General features: G+C 68.9%; 13 protein-coding genes and 1 pseudogene. 4 read left to right on the top strand and 10 right to left on the bottom strand.

The window, feature by feature from the left end:
• Window positions 1-17 precede the first annotated feature (17 nt).
• The 5 genes and pseudogenes from ACIGFK_RS30540 to ACIGFK_RS30520 all read right to left on the bottom strand — a co-directional run bounded on the left by ACIGFK_RS30540 (window position 18) and on the right by ACIGFK_RS30520 (window position 10,598).
• Complete coding sequence (locus ACIGFK_RS30540) at window positions 18-2,132, bottom strand: DEAD/DEAH box helicase (protein ID WP_400054436.1); 2,115 nt, start codon at window positions 2,130-2,132, stop codon at window positions 18-20.
• Entirely contained in the window at window positions 2,129-3,460 is a 1,332-nt protein-coding gene (gene brxD / locus ACIGFK_RS30535) for a BREX system ATP-binding protein BrxD (RefSeq protein WP_400054434.1), read from the bottom strand. Before brxD ends, ACIGFK_RS30540 begins: the two co-directional genes overlap by 4 nt.
• Window positions 3,457-6,198, bottom strand: coding sequence for a BREX-2 system phosphatase PglZ (gene pglZ / locus ACIGFK_RS30530; RefSeq protein WP_400054432.1), 2,742 nt, complete (start codon window positions 6,196-6,198; stop codon window positions 3,457-3,459). The genes brxD and pglZ overlap by 4 nt, the downstream gene beginning before the upstream one ends.
• Complete coding sequence (locus ACIGFK_RS30525) at window positions 6,198-10,037, bottom strand: PglY protein (protein WP_400054430.1); 3,840 nt, start codon at window positions 10,035-10,037, stop codon at window positions 6,198-6,200. Before ACIGFK_RS30525 ends, pglZ begins: the two co-directional genes overlap by 1 nt.
• Window positions 10,038-10,164: 127 nt before the next feature.
• Window positions 10,165-10,598: pseudogene (locus tag ACIGFK_RS30520) on the bottom strand (ATP-binding protein).
• Between the two features lie 207 nt (window positions 10,599-10,805).
• Here ACIGFK_RS30520 and ACIGFK_RS30515 point away from each other — a divergent pair.
• The 4 genes from ACIGFK_RS30515 to ACIGFK_RS30500 all read left to right on the top strand — a co-directional run bounded on the left by ACIGFK_RS30515 (window position 10,806) and on the right by ACIGFK_RS30500 (window position 14,923).
• Window positions 10,806-13,313, top strand: coding sequence for a CHAT domain-containing protein (locus ACIGFK_RS30515; protein WP_400054428.1), 2,508 nt, complete (start codon window positions 10,806-10,808; stop codon window positions 13,311-13,313).
• Between the two features lie 64 nt (window positions 13,314-13,377).
• Window positions 13,378-13,779 carry a hypothetical protein gene (locus tag ACIGFK_RS30510; protein ID WP_400054426.1) on the top strand — a complete coding sequence of 134 codons (402 nt, stop codon included), beginning with the start codon at window positions 13,378-13,380 and terminating at the stop codon, window positions 13,777-13,779.
• A gap of 107 nt (window positions 13,780-13,886) precedes the next feature.
• A complete protein-coding gene (locus ACIGFK_RS30505) occupies window positions 13,887-14,720 on the top strand; it encodes a Scr1 family TA system antitoxin-like transcriptional regulator (protein ID WP_400054424.1) in 834 nt (277 codons plus the stop codon).
• Window positions 14,717-14,923: a DUF397 domain-containing protein gene (locus tag ACIGFK_RS30500; RefSeq protein ID WP_400054422.1), complete on the top strand. Its 207-nt coding sequence runs from the start codon at window positions 14,717-14,719 to the stop codon at window positions 14,921-14,923. The genes ACIGFK_RS30505 and ACIGFK_RS30500 overlap by 4 nt, the downstream gene beginning before the upstream one ends.
• A 57-nt stretch (window positions 14,924-14,980) precedes the next feature.
• Here ACIGFK_RS30500 and pglX read toward each other — a convergent pair whose 3' ends face one another.
• From pglX to pglW, 5 genes are all read right to left on the bottom strand, one after another.
• Window positions 14,981-18,718, bottom strand: coding sequence for a BREX-2 system adenine-specific DNA-methyltransferase PglX (pglX, locus tag ACIGFK_RS30495; RefSeq protein WP_400054420.1), 3,738 nt, complete (start codon window positions 18,716-18,718; stop codon window positions 14,981-14,983).
• A gap of 66 nt (window positions 18,719-18,784) precedes the next feature.
• Window positions 18,785-20,251, bottom strand: a complete 1,467-nt coding sequence (locus ACIGFK_RS30490) for a hypothetical protein (RefSeq protein ID WP_400054418.1) — start codon at window positions 20,249-20,251, stop codon at window positions 18,785-18,787.
• A complete protein-coding gene (locus ACIGFK_RS30485) occupies window positions 20,248-21,603 on the bottom strand; it encodes a ParA family protein (protein ID WP_400054416.1) in 1,356 nt (451 codons plus the stop codon). The genes ACIGFK_RS30490 and ACIGFK_RS30485 overlap by 4 nt, the downstream gene beginning before the upstream one ends.
• Window positions 21,600-22,073, bottom strand: a complete 474-nt coding sequence (locus tag ACIGFK_RS30480) for a hypothetical protein (RefSeq protein WP_400054414.1) — start codon at window positions 22,071-22,073, stop codon at window positions 21,600-21,602. The genes ACIGFK_RS30485 and ACIGFK_RS30480 overlap by 4 nt, the downstream gene beginning before the upstream one ends.
• Before the next feature lie 65 nt (window positions 22,074-22,138).
• Window positions 22,139-26,509: a BREX system serine/threonine kinase PglW gene (gene pglW / locus ACIGFK_RS30475; protein ID WP_400054412.1), complete on the bottom strand. Its 4,371-nt coding sequence runs from the start codon at window positions 26,507-26,509 to the stop codon at window positions 22,139-22,141.
• Between the last annotated feature and the right edge of the window lie 130 nt (window positions 26,510-26,639).

Here is a 26,639-nt window from a genome sequence, read left to right as displayed (position 1 = left end):
GACCGGAAACGTCGTGCTCAGGCCTGGACAACGAACCTGACAGACTCGCCGAGCAGCCTGCGCGCGCCATCCTCGTCGGCCAGCCGTGCCGCGAGCGTGGCCTGAGCAAGGCGCTGCGGCAGTGCCTCTGAGAATTTCAGGCCCCTCACGGCACGCTCGCTGACCTCCGGCAGGCACAGCATGACGCCGCCTTCCATCGCCGCAGACCGCCACTGCTGAGCGGTGATGTCCTCACGGAGCCGGATCCACTGGTCGGTCACGCGCTGGCCCGGTGCAGTCACCGACGAGAGTGTCGACGCGAGCGTCGCGTTGGTGCGGTGGCCCGCCCACGTCCACCAACGGACATCCCCTTCGCCTCGGCGACTGATCAGTGTGCCGCCTGGGTGTACGTACTCCAGGTAGCGCTCCCGGGCCTCTGCGAGTGCGGCGACCGCGCGCTTCGTGAAGGCGACGTCGGGGTCCGTACCGAGCAAGACGTCCCGCATCGCCCTGGTGAGCTCGAAGGACGCGACCCGCAGGAAGCCCGAGCCGCTCCATTTCGCCCTACCGCCTCCATCAGCGGGCTCGACGAAACAGCGCTTGCGGCTCCAGTCGATGTACGTCACGAGCCAGCTGCGCCCTGCCAGCAGCAGCTTGCGCGGCCCCTGGATCTCCTCGGTCAGCAGGTCGGGATCGGTCCTGCCGATCTCATTGCGGCCGTTGAGAACGGTGAACTCCGGAGGGGCGGTGAAGACGGCGGTGAGGTTCATGAAGTGCCGGTGGCCAAAGCGACGTTCCGCCTCCGGACCGATGAACAACATGCCGCCGTCCTGATCGAGGTAGCCGTTGTCGACCAGATGGCGCACGATCGGCTCCGCCCCGCTGCCGAACGGGCCCAGGCCGTTCCACCATTGCTGCCAGACCCGATCGCCGACGCGGTGTTCCTGCAGGCAGAGCGCGAGGAGCTGCTGGGCAACGATGTGGCGCGGCTCGGGCGGGGCGATGACGGGTTCGACCCAGCCCCGGGACCACTGCAGGAGCAGTGCGGCCGCTGCCAGCAGACCTTCTTCGCTCAGGGCGAGGAAGAGGCAGTTACGCGTGGTGCCGGCCCGCCGTCCGGTGCGTCCGAGTCGCTGGAGGAACGAGGCGACCGAGGCCGGGGCATCGATCTGGATGACCCGGTCGAGGTCGCCCACGTCGATGCCGAGTTCCAGCGTGCTGGTCGAGACGATGACGCAATCGCGCGCCTCAGCGAACGCCTCCTCGGCACGACGGCGTTCGTCCAAGGACAGGGATGCGTGGGAGAGGAAGGTCGTCACGCCGCGCAGTCGAAGTTTCTCGCCCAGCTCTTCGACCGTACGCCGGGCTTCGCAGAACACCAGGCGTTTCTCGCCCCGGTGGAGGGCTGCGATGACAGTGGCCGCGTTGTCGAGAGAACCCACGTAATCCAGTTGGACGTCGCCGGGGGGCGGGCCGGCAGGGACCGGGTCGGCGAGATGGGGGGCGACGACGCGGGCGGGCCGCGTGCCTGCCGCGGAGCCTTGGAGCCAGTGCAGAAGCTTTTCCGGGTTGCCGACGGTCGCCGAGAGCCCGACCCGCTGGACAGGGCGTCCCACGACGCGCTGGAGGCGCTCCAGCACGGCCAGCAGATGCCATCCCCGGTCGTCCCCGGCGAAGGCGTGGACTTCGTCGACCACGATGGCCTGCAGCCCGGCGAAGAAGCCCTTGTGGTCGACGTTGGCGCTGACCAGCATCGCCTCCAGGGATTCCGGGGTGGTCAGCAGGACATCCGGTCGTTCGGAGAGAATGCGCCGGCGGCGGCCGGTGGTCACGTCCCCGTGCCAGAGGGCCGCGGTGCGACCGACCCAACCCGTGTACGTCTCGAGACGGGGCAGGAGATTGTTGAGCAGGGCCTTCAGCGGGCAGACGTAGAGGACGGACGTGCCCTTCCAGCCTTGTGCCGTCATCCGGGACAACAGGGGGAAGGCAGCGGCCTCCGTCTTGCCGCCGGCTGTCGGTGCGAGGAGGACTACGTCCTCGCCCGCCATGAGGGGCTCGATGGACGATTCCTGGAGTGGCCGGAGCCCTTTCCACCCGAGGCTGTTGACGATGTGGTGTGTCAGCACCGGGTCAAGGTCGTCGACCACGCTCACGGCAGCTCCAGCTCGATGTCGTCCGCGGTGCCTGCTGCCGCGTTGCGTTCCACCTCGTTCAGCTCCGGGCCGGCGACGGTGAGTGCGTAGTGGCGGCGGGGGTCGAAGTCCTCGTGCTCGTCGACCCGGTCCAGTACGTCGGCCACGAGTTTGCGCAGGTAGATCCTGGGAGCGACACCCACCTTGCCGCCGAGACCGCCCGTGACGGCTGTGGCGAGCTCGGCGAGGTAGGCATCGTCCGCCCGTTCGGAAACTCGTTCGGGGTGGCGGGCCACGCCCGCGTACACCTCTCTGACGTTGCGTCCGAGTTCACCCAGCCCCGCCAGGTCGAAGCCGGGTAGCCGCAGCTGTACCGCCCTCGGGGAGTCGAATCGCGGGTCGGTGGTGAAGTCGGTGGCGAGCCGCTGGGCCAGCGGGGGAAGTCGCTGGACGCCTTGCTGCCCGTCGTAGAAGGCCGGGGTGCCCGTGATGACGAGGAACAGCCCGGGGAAGCGTCCGGCGTCGATCTCGTCGAGGAGCTGCCGCAACGCATTGAGGCTCTTCTCCCGAACGTCCCCCCGCACCCGCTGCAGTGTCTCGACCTCGTCCAGGACGAGGAGCAGGCCGGGGTGGCCGCAGTCGCGCAGGACGGTCAGCAGGCCCTGGAGAAAGCCCAGGGCCGCGAAGTGGTCGAGGTCGCCTCGCACGCCCGCTGCGCGCCTGGCGGAGGCCGCCACCGACTTCTGTCCGCCGAGCCAGGCGATCAAGGCCTCGGCGGTGGCTCCGTCGCCGGCCGAGACGGCTTGCCGGTAGCCGCGCAGTGCGGCGGAGAAGGCCGGCGTCGTGCGGGCCACGTCCGCGAGCCGCAGCTCCATGAGTTCATCCACGCCCTGCGCCAAGGCCTCTTCGTCATCCTCGTCGATCTTGCCCTCGGCAAGGAGCTCCTCCTCCAGGGTGTAGAACCACGAGTCGATGACCGCGCGCAGCGCGCTCGGCTGATGCGTAGCGGTGGTCAATCGCTCGGTGAGCCTGCGGTAGATGGTCTCCAGCCGGTGCAGCGGGGTTTCCGTCTCCGAGATCTGGACCTCGCTGGCCGCCAGACCTGCCCGCTTGGCGCGCTCAGCGAGCCAGCGTGCGAAGAACGTCTTGCCGGAGCCGTACTCACCTCGGATCGCATGGAAGGCGGCCCCTCCTCGTGCGGCGGTGGCCAGATCGTCGTCGAGGGCAGCAGTGAACCGGTCCAGGCCGACAGCGAAGAGGTCAAGCCCCGCCTGGGGTACGGTGCCGCGGCGAAGCGCGTCGACCACGTCCCGGCGTCGGGCCGCGCTGACCTCGTGCGGATGCGTCATCGCTGTCCCGTCCCGAAGAACTGCTGCTCGAGCAGCGTCTTGTTGAGCTCCACGGTCCGGCCGGCCTCGATGAGGCTGACGACCGCGTAACCGTCGATGTTGAGCAGCCGCTGCAGCACGGTCACGAACCGCTCGGGGTTGCGCTGCGACTTGCCCGTGGCTGCCTGGGCCGCGGCCGCGACCGCACCCGGCGACAGCTTGCCGCCGGCGTCCGCCAGCGCATCGATGACGGCGGCAACCGCCTTGTCTGTGGGTGCGTGCCGGACGAACTCGCGCTGTGCCTTGAACTGGGCGGTGGCGACGGCCTTCCCGCCGAGCGTGTCGGGCCCCTTGACGACCTCCCGTCGCGCGAAGAGTGCTTCGCCCTCCTGGGTCGGGGTGGTCTTTCCGCGCTTCTTCGTGCTCGATTGCTCGGCCTCGGACTCGATGCCCGCCCTGGTCGAGGCAGAACGCCACCAGTCGGGAGCGATGCGCTCCCCCGGCAGGATCGTCCAGCCACTCGGGATGAGCTCTGCCGACGGCACCAAGGCGATGACCGGGACGGCCACCTCGGCGAGTGCGGCTCCACCGTGATACCCGGCCTTGCGCGGGGTATAGCGGATGTCCTCCCGCCACGGGGCGGTGATCGTGCCGCCACCCTCCAGGACGCGGGGTCCGGTGAGCACGACCTCTCCGTCGGCCGCGCTGCCCTTGCGCCAGCGGGCGGACTGTGCGCCGGGGGCGGTCACGGGCCCTTGGCCGGCCGGCGTGCGGTCGATGACGTGGCCATGATCGGAAACAAGCAGGACGGGACGGCCGTAGTCACGGGCAGCATTGAGGAGGTCGGGCAACTTGCTGACGTCCTTGAGGTGCCAGTTCGTACGCGCGCCCTGCTGGCCGTGGTCGAGGGCTTCGTCGATGGTGTTGAGCACGACGCCCACCACCGCGTCCGAGGCCAGGGCCTCCAACAGCATGGGGGCGAGCCTGTGTCCGGCCTCGCCCTCGAATTCGCCCTTGTGGAACAAGATCGCGGTTCGGTGCCGCTTCTTCCAGAAGGCGGCGAATCCGGTGTCTTCGGCCGACTGGCCGCCCCGGGTCGGGGCTCCGCTGAGCAGGGAGGCCCGGCTGACGGAGGTGATGGTCGGCAGCATGGCGACGGCGGCTTGCCGGGCGGGGCTGCGTCCCTCCTCCGGCTTCGGGACGATCTCCGTCCAGACCCGCCGGTCAAGCTCGGCTCCCAGTTGCACGGCGACCGAGGTGCTCATCCCGTCGAGTACGAGGATCAGCGGCCGGGAATCTTCGAGGGCCAGGGGCGCCGCAACGCGGCCGAGGACGTCTTCGATGAGCAGCGCCCCGCCCGGTGCCTCTGGCTGCCGTGCGAACTCCGTCCACGCTGCAAGCCGCGCTCCGAACTGCTCGTCGATCTTCGCCCTGCGGTCCTGGACGGCTCCTATCAGTCGGTGGTACGCCTGCCCCAGCACGGGGTCGCGCTCCGGGTCGCCCTCTGCCAGTACGGCCAGCGCCCGGTCTGCCCAGCCCCAGGACGCGAACTGCTCGCTCACCGCTTGGGGGACCGACTCCACCCACGGCGCGGGACCTGCAAGCCAGCGTGCCATGCGCACGGCCATGCGAGCCGCCGCGGTGCTCTCCTCGTAGAGCCCGGACAGCTGATGTTCTTCAAGGCGCTCCAGCGCGGATTCCGCTTCACCGGGTGAGCGCGCCAGCGCAACGGCGAGGCCGCGCAGCCTGGCCTTGAAGCCGGAAGGCAGCAGCCGGTCCTCGCCCAGTGCTCCGCCCAGCCCCGCCTGGTGCGCCAAGGTATCCGCCTGGTCCAGTACCGTGAAGACTCGCTCGCGGGCGTCCGTCCGGTGCGGGCCGGTTCCTTCGGCCTCGGTGATCCACCGGGCCAGGACGCCCGTGACCGCATTGCTGAACGGCGCGAGGTCGTCGAAGGATTTCAGGGCGCTGCCGAAGAGCGAGCCGAGGGCGAACGTCGCCGCGTCGGAGGCTCCGGGGGCGCGCACGGCGGAGGCGAGTGCCCCCAGCGGCATCGCGTCCCGGCCCCGCCCGTCTGCGACGAGCGACAGCAGCGTCGGCACGGCGGGGCCGACGGAGCGCGTCAGCCAGTCCGCGATGCCCGTACGTTCGGCGACTGCCAGCTCGCTGAAGAGGATGGGCCCTGCCGTCGTTCCCGACCAGGCCAGCAAGGTGTCCGTGTCGAGGTCGGAGGAGTCCGCCGCCGGGTCACCCAGACCGAGGCGGGCGGCGACGAGTGACCGGGTGGCCGTGTCGAGGGTGAGGACGGCTCCGGCCCGCGGCCATCCGTCATGAGGTTCGGCCTCCAGCAGCGCGTCGAGCAGCCACCCCGCCTCGTACAGGCGGGGGTCGAGGTCGGTCGCGCCGAAGAGCTGCTTGACGATCTCGGCTCGGTCGACGGTGAGCGTGTGACGGCGTACGGCGTGTGCTTTGACGTCCCAGCCCAGTTGATCCGTGGGGACGCCGCTGGTGACGACGACCAGCCCTTCCTCGTACCGGTCCGCGAGTCGAGCCCAGGCATCGGTGATACCGAGCACCGAGTCCTGGTCGGTGATCTGGACCCGGCGCTGCCGTCCGCCGATCTTCGCGATGAACTCGTCTTCCGTCCCGGCGGATTCGTAGCGCGCGTTGACGAGGATGAGCCGCCGGTCGCTGCCGCGCGCCAGCTCGGTCTCGAGCAGGGCTTCAATGATCCGGCGGCCCACCACGGGTCGGATGGGCATCAGGCGCTCCCACCGTCCGTCGAGGACTCCGGGGTCGTGGGGACGGCATGCCAGCTGATCTCAACGGTCGCGCCGGGGTGAGCCTCGGAGTAGGCGCGGATCTCGTCGCGCAGGGTATCGATCTCCTTGGCGAGTACGGCCTCGGCCTGCGTCGGTTCGAGATGTACGAGAAGACGGCGTGCGGACGGGACGGACGGGTTGCCGTGGTTGGTCAGCCGCACGTCATCGGCGGTCGGCTGCTCCGTCGGCTTCTCGTACTCGTGCGGCTGGAAGGGCACGCGGGGGTCCGCGGGCTTCGGAGGAACCGTCGGGTCGGGAATCTGGGCCAGTCGTGCCGCGTCGTTGACGATCGCGATCGCCTGCTCGCGCAGGTCGGTGAGGACGGGGACGAGCGACTTCTCGAACTCACCGGCTCGCGCGGCGTCAGTGATCCGCGTGATGAGCCGCTCGGACCTGTCGCCGACGCCGTCAGGCCGGCCCACGAAGCCGCGCACACTGTGGAGGAGCGACCAGTCCGCACGGTCGAGTGCGGAGAGCACCTCGGGGGCAGCCGTGATGGCAGTGGCGAGCTCCTGGTCGGTCGTCGCGTACGAGACGGCGGAGAGCTCACGGACCAGGCCGGTGGCGTCGTGCTGCCGGTCCAGGCGGGCCAGAAGGTCGGCCGCGTCACGCAGCGAAGTGGCGCGGTCGGTCGGGCCGTCGGCGATGCCCAGGGAGACCGCGTGCTTGTCCAGCGACTTGCGCAGACCGCTGACTGCCGCTTCGTACTTCACGACAGCGGCGCGGACCCCGGAGTGCAGCTTGTTGACGTTCCGCGCGAACAGCGACGGCTGCACCCCGATGCCGAAGATCCTCGCGGCTCGTGCGCGGGCCGCGGCGTACTCCTCCTCGCTCGGAAGTTCCTGGGCGCGCAGCGCGTAGCCCGCTCCGATGGCGGACAGTTCGGGGGTCGGGGTGTCGGAGTTGCCGTGGTACACCCACGCCCGGTCGCCGAGGAGCGCGTACGTGGCGATGACGAGACTGGAAACGTTCTTGTCGAGACCGGTCCAGCCGAGGTCCTTGGAGATCCACTCGCGGATGTCCTCGACTGCGAGATCCGGACCGGCCTTGTGCTGCGCGGCCGCCTGGTCGATGCGGGTGCGCCAGTCGTTGCGCAGCACCAGCGGGCCGTCGTGGACCTGGCCCAGCTCGAGCGGCTCGACGATCTTCTTGACGGTCTTGATCTGGTGGCTGTCGACCTCGACCCGTCGGCCGTCGTCCATCGCCCGCCCGATCCAGGTGAGGGCGATCTTCAGTTCGGCGGGGGTGAGGGCCTTGCGGTCCCGCTGTCGGTCGAAGTCGGGGTGCTTGGGGTAGAGCGCGCCGAACATGCCGTCGGCCAGGTGCAGCAGATTGTCCTGGAAGGGCTTGCCTCCCAACGGCTGGGGATGCGCGTACGCGGGGAACAGCGAGAGCAGGTGCTGTCCCTCGGTGACCTCGACGGAGACGCTGCCCTCGTCCACTCCGGCGATGCCGTAGAGCTGGCCGAGGGTGGCGGTGAGCGTCGAGGTGAGGTTGTCCCGGGTGGCGGCGAGCTGGTGGCGGATGCGAGCGCGGTCGTCGGAGCCGAGGTGGCCGGCGTAGTCGTCGAGCCGGTCCCGCTCCATCAGATAGTTGATCTTGATGAGGCGGCCGAGCTGTGCCTTCTTCTGATCGGAGAAGAACGACGGCAGCCAGACCAGGGTGGGCTGCTCCAGCCCGTCGCGGCGCAGCCCTTCGACGCGGTTGAAGTCGTCGCTGGGGAAGTGCTCGCCGTCGTCGAAGGGGTAGTCGAGGATGAACCGGATCCGGCCTTCGGCGCTCGGCGTGAACTGTTCGTCGGGCAGCTGGGCCCGGTCGCGTACGTTCTCGAAGACGAACTCGGCGGTGCGCCGGGTGCCGCGCCAGACGATCTCGCGCTCGACGACGAAAGCCCCGTTGTCGTTGAGCCCGAGGGCCTTCCACAGTTGGTCGCGAACCCAGATCCGGCGGGCGCCGGGGCGGTCCTCCTCGGCGACGGCATCGAGCAGCGGCTCGATGTCCAGGTCGGACAGGTGCAGCGTGAACACCGGGTCCTGCTCGCCGTCGGAGCGGATCTCACCAAATTCGGCCTGGAGCTCCCGCATCCGGGTGACGACCAGGGATCCCGCCTGCACGGTGCGCGAACGCACAGAGCCGTGGTTGAGGGCGGCGAGGCGCGTGCCGGTGAGCCGCTTCAGCGCCGGGACGTCCGGGGCGAGGGCGGCCAGCAGCAGCGTCTTGACGAAGCGGTCGTCGGCGATGAACTTTTCGTTGTCCTCGGAGCCGTACTTCTCCAGCAGATGCGCGCGCGCCTTGGCGTGGAAGCGCTGGGCCGCTTCGGCCTCGCTGCGGAGCCGGTCGGTGAAGGCCGCGCCCGTGCTGTCCGCCAGTACGTCCCACAGGTCGCCGAGCGGGATCAGCTTGCCCAGCGGGGCGCCTGCGGACCGCTCCAGAAGCTGCTGGACGAGCTTGAGACCGGTCCGCTCACGCTGGAGCGCGCCGGAGAGGGCGACGAGGACGTTGAGCAGGGCGGGCGAGAGCGGATAGACGGCCTTGAAGTCCGCCCAGTCCGCGTGCGTGGCCCCGTTGGCATCCAGCAGTACGTCCTTGACCTGCGCGTTCGTGGACTCCAGATCGGAGAAGGCGCCGGCGAGGACATGTTCCTGGCCGGGCTTCGGCCTGAGCACGCGCTGCTTGATGATCTCCGGGAGGTTGCGGTCCTCCAGGTTGACGGTGTCGAAGCGCTCGGCCAGGTAGTGGACCTGCTGCTCCATGTTCTTCACGTCCGCGCCCATCACATCTGCGCCGACCAACTGGGACAGGTCGCGCTGGCGTGAGATGAACGAGACGATCGGCACGGGCCGGTCGCTGTCGCCGGACTCGATCAGCTTGACGAGCTTGCCGATCTCGGAGTTCACGAACTCCCGCTGCGACATGTGAGCCTGAAGCCAGAGGATCAGCTCGTCGAGGAAGAGCACGATGCCGTCGTAGCCGAGCGACTTCGCATGCTGAGAGATGATCGCCAGGCCGTTCTCCAGCGGTACGAACGCGTGCGCGTCGCCGCGCGCGCCCTGCGCGTAGGAGGCCATAGGGCCGGTGAGCAGGGCTGACACCAGCTGGTCGCGCTGGGCGTCCCTGGCGGGCGCGGCAAAAGCACGGTCGAGTTCCGCGGGCGACCAGGAGCCGCCGGCGCCGATCACCTCCAGCTCTTCGTCCTCGTCTGTGGCGGCCGAAGCAGCGCCTTCGACAGCGGGCAGCAGCTTGATGAAGGCGTCGTCGCCGATGCTGGCGCGCAGGCGGGCGGCGTCGGCGAGCATCGAGTCGGAGCGGTAGACGGCCGGGGTGGGCGCATCGGGGTGGAGGCGGCGCACGGCGTCCACGTAGCCGCCGAGCAGCGCGGAGTCGAGATTGGCCGCGCCGACGAGGTGGTACGGCGCCATGAGGAACCGCTTGCCGCGCAGCCAGTCGTCGTGCTCGGCGATGACCTCCTGCAGGCGTGGCTTGGACCGGGCGGCCGGGTCGTTGTTGAGGATCGCGTGGAGCACGGTCAGGAAGTGGCTCTTACCGGCGCCGAAGGATCCGTGCAGGTAGGCGGCGTACGAGTTACCTCCACGCACCGCGCCCCGCACGATGCCCAACGCATCCCGGAACGCCTTCTGCAGCTGGTCGGTGACGACGTACTCATCGACCCGGGCCGCTGTCTCGGTGAAGCCGCCCGACAGCTCGACCTTGAAGTCACCCGCGTGGACGTCTTCCTTGATGTTGATGACATCCCGCAGGACAATCTCGCTCGCCGCCATCGGCTTCTCCCACTTCCCCGCACATCCGGGCACACCGTCCCGTGCGCCCCACACCTCGACCTCCCATCCTGCCAGCTCACCGGCCTGCACCGGCGCCCTGTCCAAAGATCACCAATGGTTGGGGCGATTACCGGCCACCGGGGGCCGAGAACTGCGCCCACACGGTCTTGCCGGGGGCTCCCTCCCGCGGCTCCACGCCCCAGGCGTCCGCCAGCGCCTCGACGAGCAGCAGCCCGCGCCCCGACTCCCCTCGGGGCAGGGAGTGGAGAGCACGGGCAGTCGCTCACCGCGGGTGTCGCTCACCTCCACGCGCAGCACGCCTGCGTCGTCCTCGGTGAGCCGGAGCAGGAAGTCCCGGCCCGGGACACGGCCGTGCAGTACGGCGTTGGCGGCGAGCTCTGCCGTGATGAGGCTCACCGCGTCGTTCACGGGTGTGCCGTACGGGTGGCCCCAGGCGTGCAGCTGCTGGGAGGCCAGCCGCCGGGCGAGGCGGGCGCCGCGCGGGGTTGCGGTGAGCCGCAGGGTGAAGGCTCGGGTCGGGAGGGGGTCGGTCGTCGTCATGCGGATGACGGTGGAGGGCGAGGAGTGCCGGCGACCAGGTCTGCGGCCGGGACGGTGAGCCTTTGTCGCGGCAGGGGGCGGCGGTTGTCGGACCTGTACGAGACGGGGGCGTTGCCGTTTGCTGTTGCCGTTGCCGTTGCGTCGGAGCAGGGGTGAAGATCGTCCAGGTGGTCTGGGGCGGTGTGGGGAACACGGGGGTGGTGGCACATGACCGGGTACGACGAGCTGTCCGGCGGAGTCTCGGTGGCGGCGGGCGAGGGTCTCGACGCGGGGTTGGTGGAGATCCACGACCTGCTCGCGGACGCCCCGGACCTGGCGGTACGGCTGGAGGCCTGGCGGGACGGCACCGGGGTGGCGCCAGGCGCGCTGCTCGTCCTCACGATCGCGTTACGGGCCACCGAGGCATGGACCGCACGGCAGATCAACGAGCTGGTGCGGCCGCTCGTGGCCCATGGTGGTGATCGCCCGCCGAGCAGCGGCGACCTCACGGCTGCGACGCGCTTGATCATGCGGCTGGTCCGCACCCGGCCCTCCCCCGCGCTGCTGCGTCCGGCCTTGGCCGCCCGCCGGGACGCGCTGCTCGCCGCCTGGTGCGGGCGGCGGGGCCTTGCCGAGGGCGCGGCCACCCCTTGGGGCCCGCCGAGTGGGCTGCCTCTGGTACCCACTCAGGCCCACCCGGCCCAGGACCGGGCCTTGGCGGGCCTGTTCAGCACGGCGCACACGCAGCTGGCCGTACCAGACCTGGGGGCCAGCCAGGCCGGAGCGCCTTGGGAAGGCCGGGCGGGCATGGCCTTCCCTCAGGCACCGGGGTGGATGTCGAGGGCGCTGCTCTACGGGGGCGAGGAACGGGGTCGCCGGGTGCTGGGCACGGTGCCGTGGTGGTTCGGGGCGGTGGACACCCTCCTTCAGCGGGATGCCGTATGGCGTCCGCGCGATGCCGCGGGGCTGCGGGATCTGGTCTCCTTCTCCCTCCACGAGGACCGGTTCGCCGTCTTCACGGTGACATTCCCCCAGGCCGACCAGACGGCCGTCGGGGCGGTGGAGTTCTCGTACACGTACGACCTGTACGAGCCGTGGGACACGGCGGAGTTGACCCTTGCCGTGCGGGCGGGGTGTGCCCGTCTCGACGTACTCCATGTCGATGGGGACGAAGCGCTGCCTCAGGTGCGGCGCACGCTGCTGCTGGAGTTCCCACCGGACGGAGTGGGCGGTCCGGCGGCCGAGGCGCTGGAGGCCGCGCTGGGCCGCCATGGCGGCCTGAGCCGCGTACTGCCGCCGCGGACCGGCACGGAGGCGCAGTTCCGGGCGGCGGACCGGGTGAAGTCTCGGGACCTGGCGGAGACCCTCGACCTCCTGGAGGGGCTCCCGAGTGTGCCGCGCCCTCGGCGGGTTCCGCTGCGCAAGGCGCTGCGCAGGCTGGAGGAACTGCGGGTGGAGCGGGCCGAGCGACGGTACAGGGCGTCGGGTCGACCGCTCCCCTACCGCCTCCGGAGGAGTCTCCAGAAGACCGAGCTGGAGGTCGGCTCGCTGGCGGACGGGCCGGCGGGTGCGGATCCGGAGGCGCTGGTTGGTGCTCTGTCCGTCCTGGGTTCGGACGACAGGGCCTTCGCGCATCTGCTGATGGGTGGGGACGGGCCGCGCGTCGTATGGGCGCATACGGTTCGCGGCCAGGCGCGTTCGGGCGTGCTCGCGGCCCCGGAGTTCGACCTGGAGGGGTTCGCCAAGTGCGTGACGGGATGGGTTCAGGGCGGATATCTCGGCGAGGGCCGGCGGGCGTCGGAGCTGCTGCTCGTCCCGTTGCTGGAGCGTCTGGTGCAGGCCCTGCGGGAGGAGGGCGTACGGCACCTCGTACTCAGCCCGTCCAGCCTGTTCGCGCTGCTGCCGCTGCACGCGGTGCCCGTCCCGTCGCTGGGCGCGGACCGGCTGCTGGCCGACTGCTTCCGGACGGTCTCGTACGCGCCGTCGCTCGCGTCACTGACCGGACTGGCGCGCCGCCCGCTCGTGCTCCCGGCTCCGCCCGCGTTCGTCTCGTACGGGGCGGATCTGCGCGGGCTGGCCACGGAGCGGGCCGTGCTGCGGCGCCTGTACGGGCGTGGCCTGGAGGTGTACACCGGGTCCGCTGCCACCCCGGCCGCGGTGCTGGACGCCGGCCGAACCGCGGGCACGCTGCACATCGCCTCGCACGGCTACACCGCTGCCGACCCGTACGCGAGTGGGCTGTTGCTGTCGGCCGGGGGTGGCGAGGACCCGTACGGCGGCCGGCTCACGCTGGGGCGCGTACTGCGGGAGGGCAACTTGGATGCGGCACAGCTGGCCGTGCTCTCCAACTGCTCCTCCGGTACGCACACGTCGACGCGGCTGGGCCTGGAGCGCTGCCGGACGCTCGATACGGCCTTCCATGCGCGCGGGGTGCGGGTGGTGCTGTCGACGCTGTGGCCGCTGTCGGATGTGGTGGCGCCCGTGTTCTCGGCTGTGCTGCACGCGCATCTGCGGGCGGACCGGTCGTACGGGGAGTCGTTCGGGGCGGCGGTGGGGTACCTGCGGGACCGGGGGTGGGAGCGGCCGCCCGAGGATGCGGTGGGGTACGCGGCGGAGGATGCGCTGGGGTTTGCGGACGGGGAGTGGCGGGGGCGGCTTCGTGACTTCGAGCGGCATTGCCGGGAGGACTGGGCTCAGGAGTGGGCTTGTTGGAAGGCGAGCGGTCTGCTGTGGTGATGCCGGGTAGCGGCCGCCTGCGCGGCTGCTTCCGCCTGTTCCGAGACTGCTACGACTGCGCGAGGTGACCATGACCGGCTCTTCCCTTTCTCCTTCGTTCAAGGACACGGCCCCTGGCGGCGGAGGCCGGTCGCACATTCCGTGGACGGATGCCGATCTGGCCGAGCTGGGGCGTTCGGGGTACAGCTCCCTGCGGACGGTCTGCGACCTGCTGGATGTCCTGTGCCGGACGCCTGGGGTGCCGGTCAGTACGACGCGGCTGCTGCCCGAGCTGGGGGTGACGCGGAAGGAGCTGGGCGGGAGGCTCTCGTATCTGAGCCGGTGGACGTTCGAGGAGCGGGGGCGCGGCAACTGGCCGTTGATGTGGGCCGAATTCCCGAGCGAGGACCCGCAGTTCGTCGACGAGTGCAGCTATGTGGTGACGCAGGCGATGGCTGAGGCCTGGGCCGGCACGCCGCGGACCTGAGCGCCGGTCCACTCACACGGTGAAACTCTGTCCGATCCGAGGCGGACGGTGTCGTGAGGCGCGTAGCCTGCGCGGCAGGGCAGGCGGGTGCGGTGAGGGGTGCGGCGATGGGGACGGAAGCCGAGGACGACAGGCACGAGGACTCGGGGACAGCGTTCCTGCGGTGCTTCGGGCGGCAGATGAAGCTGGCGCGGGAGGGGGCGGGGCTGACGCAGACGGAGTTGGGTGACAGGGTCGGGTACGGGGAGGGGCTCGTCGCGTCGGTCGAGCAGGGGCGGCGGATTCCGAAGCCGGAGATGATCGACGCGGTGGACGACGCGGTGGGTGCGGGTGGCATGCTGCGGGCGATGAAGGAGGAAGTCGCGCGGGCTCGGTATCCCGGGTTCTTCCGAGACGCGGCTCGACTGGAAGCCGATGCCGTTGAGCTTCACGTGTACGCGAACCACGCGGTTCCGGGGCTCTTGCAGACGGAGGAGTACGCCCGGGCGGTCTTCGCCATGTGGCGTCCCCTTCTCAGCAAGGAGATCATCGAGCAACGGCTGGCGGCCCGACTGGCCCGCCAGGCGATCTTCTCCCGCAAGGCCGCGCCGCTGATGAGCTTCGTCATCGAGGAGTCCGTCCTACGCCGCCCAATCGGTGGTCCGGACGTCCTGCGAGGCCAAATCGAGCATCTGCTCCTCATCGGTCACCAGCGAAACGTCGAGATGCAGGTCATGCCGACCGATCGAGACGAACATGCTGGACTTGCAGGCCCCTTCACGTTGATCCACACCAAGGAGCGGCGCAGGATTGCTTATACAGAGGTGCAGAGCGACAGCCGCCTGCACACGGAACCGAAGAAGGTCCAGGATCTCGAAGCCACGTACGGCATCATCCGGGCGCAGGCGCTTACCCCACGAGAGTCGCTGGTCTTCATCGAGAAGTTGCTGGGAGAGGCATGAACGGTCAGGCGTCCGAGCAGGAGACATCGCCACTCGCGTGGTTCAAAAGCAGCCACAGCGCCGGGGACGGGGGCGAGTGTGTCGAGGTGGCCAGCACGGCGGCTTCTGTCCGTGTCCGGGACTCGAAGCGGTCCGAGGGGCCGATGCTGACGGTTGGTGTGGACCGCTGGGCGGCATTCGTCGCGTTCGCAGCGCGGGACTGAACGACGAAGGGGTGGGCTGCTTCCTCTGTGGAGGAAGCAGCCCACCCCTTCGTCTCGCTACTCGGCCTTCCGGCGGCCGCCGCGCGCCTTCTTCTCAGGGCGCCAGGCGGTCAGGTCATCGACTGAGAGGCCGTGCTTGGCGCGCTGCTCGTCCAGGTACGCCTGGTACTCCTCGGACGGCGTTCCGTCCCATTCCTCGTCGAATTCGCCGTGCCACTGGTGGACCCACGGCATGACCTCCTGGAGGCCGGCGAGGAGCGGGGTGATCCGCTCGGTCTCCCAGCCTGACTCGTCGGTGCGGTCGTTGACGAGGTTGATCAGGGCTTGCGCCTGGTCCTTGTGGTCCCAGCCGGCCCAGCCGAGCAGGATCGTCGGGTCGGAGTCGGGGCCGGCGTCCGGGTAGGAGATGAACCGCTCCTTGGGAACGTCGAGCTTGCCGCGGTGGGACCAGTAGGACTGCTTGAGGAAGTCCGCGGAGGTGTACTTAGGCGGCACGGCGATCTCGAGCCGCTGCCCCGTCCGGTCCTCCTCCCGCTGAAGATCCCAGGTCTTCTCCCACTGAGAGCGCTTGCGGAGACCGGAGTCCTTGTAGCGCAGGGAAGCAAGGTAGGGGACGTGCTCGGCGGCGATGACGTCCGCGAGGACGGTCGCCAGGGAGGCGTCCCGCTTGCCGAGGTGGTCACCTGCGTAAAGCGCGGCGACAGATTGAACATCCTCGTCGTTGCGGAGGAAATCGGCGAGCTGGGAGATGGTTAGCGTGCGTGGCTGACGGAACCCCTCGCGGGTCGCGAACCATAGATCTTCGCGCTCACAGGCATCGAGCAACCAAGTCCGAAGGGCTGCGTTTTCCTTCTTTTCCCAGGTCTCGGATGCCCAGCGTCGCTTGTACTCAGGCCGCTCGATGAGACCAATATCCTCGTGGGATTCGATGAGTTCGATCCTGGCTTGCACTACGGCCTTGTAAGCATCGGGCCAGTGGTCGGGGATCTCGGTGATGGGCGTGGATCCGTGTCGATCAAACCATGCCGATTCGACTTCGCCAGCGGCTACCCTCCGCGCTAGCACAATCTCAAACGCACGCTCCCCTACCGAGATTCCCGGTACTGCACTGTGATCAGGGAATGAAACGCGCGCCATGTCGGGCGCGCCAAGGAGGTTGTATGCCCCATACACAAACCAGTCCAACTCCTCCTGGAGCGAGACCATCGAGGCGCGTACGCGAGTGTGTGCAACGCGGGCCTCAGCGAGCGAGACACGGGTGGGACGCCCGGACGCGACAGCAATGGCTGGCCCAAGAGCAGCCAACTCCTGAGCAAGCAAGTCAAGATGGCTCCCGAGTTCAAGCGGCAGTCGGACCGGGAGAGGAAATTTCTTCACATTTCCGCTACGGAAACCGTACCTCTCTTCCCACTCTTCATCCTGAACTCCCCGCCCCAAACCACTGCCAGATTTTGGCTGATTAACCTGCCTGAGCCAGAAGCAGGCAGCAGATGAATTCAGCAACCCAACCAGCGACACATGATCTTCAGGCGAGGCATCCTTAGAGAGTTTAGTGATGGGTGCCGATCTATTTAGCACGCGCTCGCTGCGGTCGAGGTAGAAGTGATTGTGCGTAGAGACTTCGGCGTGAACAATCGCCCAAGGATGAGCCTTCTCATCCTTGGGGAGCTGATGCCATTCCCACCACTCTCGTCCCGCACTACGATAGGTACCACCTTGAAACGCGGTGCGCCCCCAAAGATCGGTACGCAACGGCCACAGATACTTCACAAATTCCCGACTCAATGAATCATGCGGCAACAACCCCTTGAGCGCATCGTAAGGAACCAACATCACCTCAGCGCCACGAACGCCCCAATCACGAACATGTTCACCCCGATGGGCCACCTGCCCATGCATTTTCGCCCTAGCTTGACGAGCAAAATACCCACTCGCCGGCAGGGTAAATGCTTCGTCAGCGTGAGTGTCCCCATAGAATCCACAACGAATCGCCATACTGCGAACCGTTGAGCTACTCGCTACCTCCATCGAGTCCATCAAGGAAATAGCCGAACCACCCGCCAGAACCCATGGATGCTTACCCAGGCGAGATCTAGAAAATTCGCTTACCCCGATCCACTCCGAGGAATATCCCGGACGATCTCGATTAGCTACAATTTCGGGCCAAACGACCCCCTTGGTCGGATCTAGGGTCCGACCTGGTTCGTCGCGAAGTCCGAACGTCACCTTCACCTTCTGCTCTCGCCTCGGGAATACATTCTGACCCACCAGTACCACTGTCGGAGTCCCATGACCCTGAATTTGAATACCCGAGAGGTCGATTACGTGAGTCACAAGCACCGTGGGTAGAAATTCCTCAACCAACTTGGCGCCAAATTTCTGCTTAATGAAGGAGTTACCTGTGATCTGCCCAGTAAATCCTGCCGCCTCTACCCCTGCACCACGAATCGCCAGCCCAAAAATCCGCTCAGCGAAAGGAATCGTGAGAAAATATTCACCCCGACAAGATCCATAGGATGCTCGATAGTTTTCGCGCTCGCGATCATCGTCGACCCCAATGTACGGCGGATTCGCCACCACCACGTGGTAGCTCCCCCGTCCCAGCAGGTCCACACGGTCCGCGTACTCCCAGACGTCCTCCGTCCGGTAGGCGAACGTGCGCCCGTCCGCCTCCCCAAACAGGGTGTCCAGGGACTCCGTCACAGTCTCCGCGCCTCGCCCGTGCAGCAGCGAGTCCCCCACCGCCACATGGATCGGCAGCTCCGGAGCCCGCCGCAGCTCCCGCACCCCGCACGCCTTCAGCGCAGCGACGAGCAGCCGGAAACGGGCGATCGCCGCCGCGAAGGGGTTCTTGTCGGCGCCGTGGACGGAGTCCAGGGCGCGCCGCACCAGGACCCAGCCATCGGTGCCAGGCTCCGCCTCGCGCCACTTCGCCAGCAGCCGCTCGAACATGCCCAGCAGGAAGTGGCCCGAGCCGCACGCCGGGTCGATGCAGCGCAGGCCCCGCGCGATCGGATCCTCGCCCGTCCAGCCCGCCGGCTTGTGCTTCCAGACGGGGTCGAGGCCAAACTCCTCCACCGCCGGTTCCAGCGTCAGGTCGAGGATGAACTCCTCCACGAACTCCGGCGTTTGCAGGAGCGCGTACGTCTTCCGTGCGTGCTCGCTCAGGTCCTGGTACAGGTCGCCAAGGAAACGCGTGTCCAGTTCCGCGTCCGTGAAGTCGTAGCGGATCTCGCCGTCCGCTCCGCGCTCACGCCAGAACGCCAGCAGCCCGCTCGCCGCCTCATAGCCCGGGTCCAGCTCCCACAGCGGGTTGTGCTCGCGGTCGAAGAGACCGGCCACCGTCGGGTTGCTCTCCGCCAGCGCCTTGAAGGACGCCGTCAGCCAGTCCCGGTCGTTGTGCTCCGGGTTAGTGCGGAAATACTCCGCGTGACGGTCTTCCGCCTCCGCGAGCCGCTCCCCCGGACCCGAGAGCCACGCGTCCGGCACGAGGCCGTTGTCCTCGCAGAACCGCACGAAGACGCACGCCAGCACCCACGCCGCCGCAACCTGCGTCACCCGCTCGTCGCGCCACGTCTCGTACGTCGCCGCGGTCCGCTGGGCACCGTACGCGGACTCGTACTCGCTCCGGAGCGCCCTATGGAACTCCTCGACCGAGTCGGTCCGACCGCGCAGGTCGTCCTCAAGGATCCCCACCTGCTTCTGCAGGTCCTTGAGCAGTGCGGCCTTGTCCACCAGCGGCGCCTTTCCCTCGTCACAGCCGTTGCCCCGTTCCGCGACGGCATATCGATCCATTTTGCCAGGCCGGAGGCAGTTTCCGTCCTGGCATCTCGGAATCCCGGGGCTCCCGAGATCAGGGAATTACGACTGGACCTTCGGCACGCCGCCCCTGCGACCGATGGAGAACGCGATCCGGTACACGTCCGGCAGGTCGATCCGGCCGTCCCTGCGGCGCCGCATCACACCCAGCCCGATCAGCTCGTCGATCAGGCGCACGTAGTCGTCCGCATATCGCGGCCCGGTTCGGACCTCGGCACCATTGCCGCTCGCATTGGCGCGGGCCGCCTCCCGCTGGAGGCTCGACGTCAGCTCGGACTCGTGCCAGCAGTCGAGCACCAGAGCCTGGTCGATCGGCACCTGCTGGCCGGCCAGCGGGGCGATGGCCGTGTGGACCCACGGCATGTCCTCACGGATCTCACCCACACGGGTCTGCGAGGCCGACTGCACCCCGCGGCGGATCCCCTCGTGGTGGATGGCGTACCCGTGCGCCGCATAGTTCCCCCGGGTCTCGTCGACCGCCATGCCCAGGGCGTTGAGGAAGCTGCGGGGGCTGACCTGCTCGACGCCGTCCATGAGGTGGTTGGGCAGCCAGGTGTAGGTGATCCCCTTGCGGAAATTCGCCCCCATGTACGGGCCCGCGAGCACGCTGAAGGTATCGGCTTGGGTGCCCTGGTCACCGAGCAGCGTCGACGGCAGCAGGTGCCTGCCGTGCGTGTGCTCGGTCCAGCCGCCGGTCAGGGCGCGGAAGCGCCGCGACTCCTCGCTGTCGTGGTTGCCGAGGTAGTGGAAGAACAGGCCGTACAGGTTGGTCGTGGACCACTTCAGACTTGCGGCGTTCGCGGTCAGCTTCGACGCGTCGGGGAAGTGGAGCAGAGCGCCGTCGAACATGTCGGGGCGGATGAAGATCTTGCAGCGGACGTTCCTCGTGCCGAGGCGCATCTCCAGCGCGAGCTGGAGGATGCCGGCGACCAGGCGGTCGGCCTGCACTCGGTCACGGTGGAGGTGCTCCAGAGCATCGAAGAGCACGAGCTTTGTGATCTTTCCCGCCTGGGCTTCCTTGTCGGCCTGCGCGATCGTCCGGTCCCGCTCACCCGGGTGTTCCTGCACCCAGGCGATCCGTTCCTTCCAGCTCACCAGCTCCTTGAGCTGCGGCTGTCCGAGCGCCACCAGCAGAACGGCGTTCCAGAGATCGTACGGACGGACACCCGCGTCGACGAGGCTGGCCAGCTCACCCGGGCCCGGATACAGATCCGGGGCCAACTGGGCACCGTAGCCCTGACAGACCTCCAGGTGCCGCAGCCTGTCGATCCGGTATTCCTCCGCAGCGACATCCCTCAGTTGATCGTCGAGAAGCGAGCGGTACCAGAAGGTCTTGCCGACCCCACGGCCTCCGCGGACGACCGTGGTGTCCACGTGCAGTGCCAGCCGGTGGCTGTCCGGGGTGAAGAGGGTGGAGAGCGACGGCTCGACCGTGTCCGCGTCCTGGGCCGACGGCAGCGCCGAGCTCAGCAGGTCGCGGTATTCCTCGGGGCCGAGCGGGGCGGTCATCGTGGTCCTTCGATCATCAGGTGGGTGGCGGTCTCCAGGAAGGAAGCGTACGCAGTCTGGACGAACGACGTGCCTTCCCAGCCCGGCGTCGACGCGGCATCGAGGCCGACGAGCTCGAGGGTGAACAGGATCGGGATCGGCGCGTGCGGTGCGGAATCGTCCTCAGGGCTGGGGTTGAAGCCGGAGGCGTCGTCTGCGGCAAGATCGTCGTAGAGGACGGAGAAGCACGACCAGGCGTGATCGCGGAACGACTCCAGGTACTCGGCTTGAGGACGGTCCGGAGAGTCGGGGACCATCGAGGCAACCATCCGCAGCTTCTCCCGGATCGCAGGAGCCTGCCCCGAGGAGCGCCAGGCCGTGAAGAGGTCGCGGTAGCCGGCCCACGTCTGGCCGTTGTCGCTGCCGAACAGCAGGGCGAGATCGCAGAGGCGGGAGATCGCGACGGCCGCGATGTCGTGGATGCCGGCCCGGCTGTCGATGAGCACCACATCGGGGCGTCGGCTCTGCTGGGCCACCGCGTCCTCGCAGGCGCGGACCGCCGCCTCCAGCCGGTCGGCGAAACCGGACAGCCCGTGGGCGGGCACGTCGGCGTAGACGCGGTTGAGCTTGTCTACGTACGCGTACTCGATGTCCTCCGCCCCCCGCCCGCGGGCGGGTGCCACCCACAGCTCACCGTTGCCCTTGACGGGGACGTGGGTCGCGGGTGCGACGAGGTCCAGACCCTCCTCGTTGCCGAGCGCCGACTCGACCAGCTGGTCGACGATCCCGTACTCGGGCAGCTGGTCCTCGGCGACGAGCAGAGGGCCGGAGCCGGGTGACTCGAGGTCGAGATCCACGACGAGCACGCAGTGGTCTTGGTCTGCTAGGTGCTTCGCCAGCATGAAGGTGGCGGTGGAGCGGCCGACGCCGCCCTTGAAGCCGTACAGCGCGGTGCGGGAGGTACGGACGCCATCCGACTCCGGTTCCGGGGTGCTGACCTTGGCCCAGTCCTCACCGACCACGGTGTTGTCGAGCCAACTGATGCGGCCCTGCCCGGGGCCGGGGACATAGCCGAACTCGTCGACCGCCCGGGGTGAAGCCAACAGTGCGTCCGGCTGGAAGAGGCCGGATGCGAGGAGGAGGGGACGTTCGGCCGCGTACCGGCCGAGACTGGTGACGAGCTGTTCCTGCCATGCGTCGGCCCGGGCCGGGTCGACACCGCCGCCGGTCCGGTCGTCCAGGAGCAGGGAGAACCGGCCGAGGAGGTCCCGTACGAGCAGAACGTCGACACCGGTCGCGGCTGCGGCACGGGCGACGGCCTGGGCGAGGGGGCGCGCCTGGTCGAAGCGGACCGGGGCGTTGAGGAAGGTCACGTGAGAACTCCGATGAGCGCCTGCTCGTGCAGGCTGAGTATCTGTTCGGCCGCGGCGCGGCGGTCGCTTACCTTGGCTGGATCGACGGACGTCCCATCGAGGTAGCGGTCCTCTGGCGACCAGTCGGCGAACGGCTGCCACGCACTGATAACACCGGACAGTATGGTTCCGCCCCGGCCGTGCATCTGCAGCGCCGCGGCGGCCAGCATGGGCTCGGTGTCTGTCTGCAGGGACGGAAAGTGTCCCAGAAACCTGGGCTTACCGTTCTGCTTCGGCAACCAGGGCCTGTTGTGCGGCTCCACCGAGACCAGCTTGTTCCGGATCAGCAGGCTCTTGACAGCGCACTCGGCGACAAAGCCGTAATGGTGGTCCGCGTTGGGGAAGCGGCCGTCTTCGTGCAAGTAGACCGCGTCTTCGTGGTGACGCAACGCAGCACTCGCATAGTGGTCTTGCAGAGTGGTCTCGGGCACATCCGGATCCTATGCGGCGCCGCCCCCGAGCAGGGCGGCGCCCTCACCATCAAGCGCCCCGGCAATCAGGTCCCCTGTCTCAACTCCTTGAGGAACAGCCGGTCCAGAACGGCCCATTCCGTCGCCCGGTCCACGACTTCGACGGTGCGGCCGTCCAGGGATGGTGACTGCTTGGGGTCCTCCATCGGGCACAGCCACCACAGGCCGTGCGGGAGGTCCGCCGGGCGGCGGGCGGACTGCTGAAGTGTCGTCAGGAGCTCACGGCCGCCGCCGTCCCAGTACCGCGACAGCAGGCCGGCGTTGTGGACGAAGAGAACGGCTTTCGTGCCCGCGGCTTCGGCACGGGAGACCAACCGCTCGGCGAGGCGCTCGGTCACCACCTGGGTGTAGGAGCGCAGGGCCGCACCGAGTTCACCGGTCTCCGTGAACCTGGCGTCGGCGCGCAACACCGCCTGCCACTTCTTGCCCCGTTCCTCCACCAGATCGCGGAACACCTCCAGGAACTCCGCGTTCAGGTCCACCCGTGCGACACCGAACTCGGCCGCCACGGCCTCCGCCGTGCCGGGCAGCTCGGTCCCCTTCACGGTCAGGGCCAGGAAGCCGCCCCGCCGGGCGGCCACGGTGAGCCGTGCGCGGAGGATCGCCTGTGGGTCCCGTCCCGCGGACGCTGCCGCCTGGGCTTCGGCGGTGAGGACACTGGTACGCGTGTAGCTGAGGCTCGACCAGTGGTTCGGCTCCTTGACGGGCGGGAAGAACCGCTTGCGCTCGTGGTTGTAGGACAGCGGGAACTGCGCTTCTCCCAAGGCTTCTTCGAGCTCGACGTGGGTCGGCTCTCCGGCGGCTCCCAGCAAGGGGAAGCGGGCCTGGACCCGCGCCAGCAGTTCCGTGGGCGAGATGCCCTGGTCGCTACGGACTCCTGCGGCTGCCTGGGAGATGCGCAGGGCACGGGCGAGCTGCAGATCGGTCGGGTAGAGCTCGAGTCGCGGCGAGGCCGCCACACCCTTGGCCACGGCCGCCGCGAGTGCGACCAGTCGGGTGTCCGCCAGGGGTGGCATGCCCTCCGGGGCGGGTACGGCGCGCAGCTCTCGGACGACCGTGGCGCGGCCCGGCAGTGGGTCGCGGCCTGCAAGGTCCTCGGCGGTCAGGCCCAGCGCGACGGCGTGTGCCGCCAGTTCCTCCGGAGTCGGATCGTCGGTTCCCGGCAGAGAGTCGAGGGCGAGCAGCACGCTTGAGCCGCGGCGCAGGATCTCCAGGCGCGGCTCGTCGCCCTCGTGGTCGTCACCACGTCTGCGTGCCTCTGTCTCGGCCGCCGCCCGGACGACGGCGAGCGCCTTCGCCATGGTCTGCCCGGGGGTGTCGTCGCCTGCACCATGGCGAACGCGGAGCTCGGCGGCGGCCTCCTGGACGGTCATCACGCGGCCGGACTCGGCGAGGACCTGGACCAGCTCGTCACGGATCTGGGAGATCCACTTGGCTTGTGCCCATTCCTCGACCGCGGCGGTCTGGTGCCTGGAGACGGTTGCCTGGCTGATCCCGAGCTGCTTGGCGATCGAGACCTGCGCGGGCCACACGTCCAGGGTGGCAGTGGTGGAGAGGCCGAGGGTCAGGCGGACCGCTTCCGGGCGGAGGTTGCCCTTGCGGGCAGGCGCCGGTTCCAGGCGTGCCGCGAGCGCGTCCACGGACTCGAACCGTACGCCGAGGACGTCGTCCGTCTCGCTCTGCCCGGCCGGGGCGGTTGCCGGGGCGGTGCGGCGCAGTGCACTCCACTGCTTGTGCCGGCGGTTGAGCTCCTTGCGCACGAGGGCTCCGGCGCCCCGTGCGCGGGAGATCGTGTGGGGCGGGATGTCGAGCAGCGTGCCGACGGTAGTGGCGCCCAGGCTCGCGGCGACGGACGCGGCCCGTGGAGAGAGTCCCGCCGCATCCAATGCGGTACTCAACTCGGCTGCTGCGGCGGCGTGTTCACGCGCCTCGTCGGTGGTGGCGACGCCTGCGCCCATCGTGGCGGGCGTGGTGACCGGCGGTGCCGAGTCCGCGGTGCGGAAGAGCTGCCGCCAGGCGTCCTGCATCTGCTGGAGCGAGTCGAAGCGGTGGTCCAGGTCCCGGTGTAGGGCCCGTCGGAAGAAGGTGGTGAGGCCGTCTTCCAGACCGGGCTCGAACAGTTCACTGGCGATGTAGAGCTCGGCGTCGGTGACCGTACGCGGGTCGATCTGCCCGTCGCCCCAGACGGGGCGCTCTCCCGATGCCATCTCGTGCAGGGTCACGGCGGCGGCGTACCACTCGGCGTGGTCGTCGAAGCGGGAGCGGCGCGTGTCGCCGAGGAACGGGTCCAGGTAGCCCCTCGTCCCTGCGCTGGTGTCGCGGTCGGGCACGTCCGCAAGTGAGAAGTCGAACAGCATCAGCTGCCAGGAGCCGTCGTTGCGCTTGTAGAGGCCCAGGTTGTCGGGCTTGATGTCCCGGTGCCGGATCCCCTTCGCCGCCAGCTGGTCGAGCCCGAGGAACAAGTCGTTGCCGTACCGCTCCAGCTGGTCGTACGTGAGCCGGCCCTCGCCGCGGAGCCGTGCGCCCAGGCTGAGCTCACCGGCGTACTCGATCTCGAGGAGGGTGTGGCCGCCGAGCTCACGGGGCTCCTCCAGCAGTCGTACGATCCGGCCTCCGCCGATCTCCTTGAGCGCGCGGGCCTCCGCGAAGAGGCGTGCGTCCTTCTGCCGGTCGAGGGCGACCTTGAACACGCGTTGTTCCCGGAGCGGCTCCCCCGCAGGCCCGTCCTCGTCTTCGACGGGCCGGTCCACCAGAAGGGCACGGGCGGTGGCGCCGGTGCCGAGGACCCGCTTGACCGTCCAGGTGTCGTCGAGCGGCTGGCCCGGCAGTACGGTGAGCGGGTCCGCGGCCGGGAGGCCGGGCTGTTCGGGGATGACGGAGTCCTGCTCCGCCTGGTCGAGAAGGTCGAGGAATCGGTCGGCGGAATCGATGCGGGCGTTGACGTCGGCGCGGGTGGCCTGGAACACGAGGTCGTCGAGCGCGGCGGAGATCCCGTCGGCGACCGCGTAGGGGTGCAGGCCGCCCTCGGCAGCCAGCCGGTCGATCAGGGTGCTGCGACGGTCGGCCGGCGCCTCCCCGGTCAGCAGCAGATAGGCGAGTGTGCCAAGGCCGAAGAGGTCCAGGTCGACGGGGTCGGCGAACTCCTGGTCCGTTTCCGGGGCCAGGTACACGCGGGCGGCGTCCGTGATGAGTCCCGCATCCAGCGCGGTGCCGACGAGGGACGTCAGGCCACTCGTCTCGAAGTCGCGGGCAGCAGTTTGCCAGTCCGTGATCCGGATGACGGGGTCTGCGCCGTCCTGCTTCGCGGAGACGTAGACGGAGCGTGCGGCGAGGGCACGGTGGTAGAGGGAGCGATTGTGTGCGTAGCGCACGGCCTCGGCCAGCTGGCGCACGAGATCGAGGCGCATCTCCGGGGTGAGGCGGCCGCCGTAGGCGTCGAGGTAGGCATCGAGACGAAGGTCGGAGTGGCGGTGACGGAAGAGGATCGCCGGGCCACCCTGGTGCTCACGAATTTGGGCCGCCTGGGCGATGCCGCGGTGGTTGATGCCCTGGAGCACCTGGTACTCGCGGCGTGCGGCGCGGTCGGCGGCACGCTTCTCCGTGTCCCCGACGGCCTGCCCGACGAGGTAGATGCGAACGCGGCCCTCTTCCTGGACCAGGCCGTCGTCGCGTACCGCGAGCCGGTCCTCCCAGCCTGGGCCGACGTCCAGCGCGCGCGGCTCCAGCTTCCAGTCGTCGCCGAACCGCAGATGGGCAACGGAGTGGCTGATCCCTATGCGTTGGATCCACTGTTCGAGCAGCTGAGCCGTGCGCGACGTGAGGCGCCAGCTCTCGCGTTCGGGAGGCAGCCCCAGGAGGTCGTCCCAAATCTTTGCGAGTCCGCTGGAACCGTCGTTGAGGCCGTAGACCCCGGCGCACTGGAATTCGTCGAGCTCGCTGACCAGACCGGCCCCGTGGAGGAAAACGGCGGGCTTGATGAACGGCACGTCGCGCGGATCGTTGCCGCAGGCGCGGGCGGCCCGCTCCAGCTGGTTCTTCAGTTCTTTCGTCTTGAGGTCGGTGAGGTGAAGCGGATTCTTGAGCGTGCGCACCCGGTCTGCGTGGAACTGCCAGGTGTCTCCGTGATTGACGACCCGGCCCGGGTGGCCCTTCAGCTCAAGGAGGTAGAGGCCGCCCGGTACCGCGATCAGCAGATCACATTCGTTGATGCGGCCCGAGGCGGCGGTGAACGAGAAGGTCGCCCAGGCACGGTAGGGCTCCGTCTTAGGCATCAAGTGACGAATGTGGTCGAGTCCGTCCTGCTCCCACGCGAACCCGGACCTCCGCGGCTGGAACCAGCGCTCCCTGTTCGGCGGCGGGCCGGGCTTGGGAGCGGGGGGCCGAGCTGCCGGAGTCACCGTGGGACCTCCAGGGTGTCTGATGCGTGGGTGGACACAGGGGATTCGGATGGCGACTCTACCTGCGACCGGTGACACGTGGGCCGGGTGAAGATCATTCTTGGCCGGTGGGGGTGAACCGGGCTCGTTT

The organism is Streptomyces sp. NPDC085524 (assembly GCF_044541755.1).
In the GTDB taxonomy this organism is placed as follows: domain Bacteria; phylum Actinomycetota; class Actinomycetes; order Streptomycetales; family Streptomycetaceae; genus Streptomyces.
Note: the sequence above shows the minus strand (reverse complement) of the source record. Positions and strands in the feature narration are given on the sequence as shown.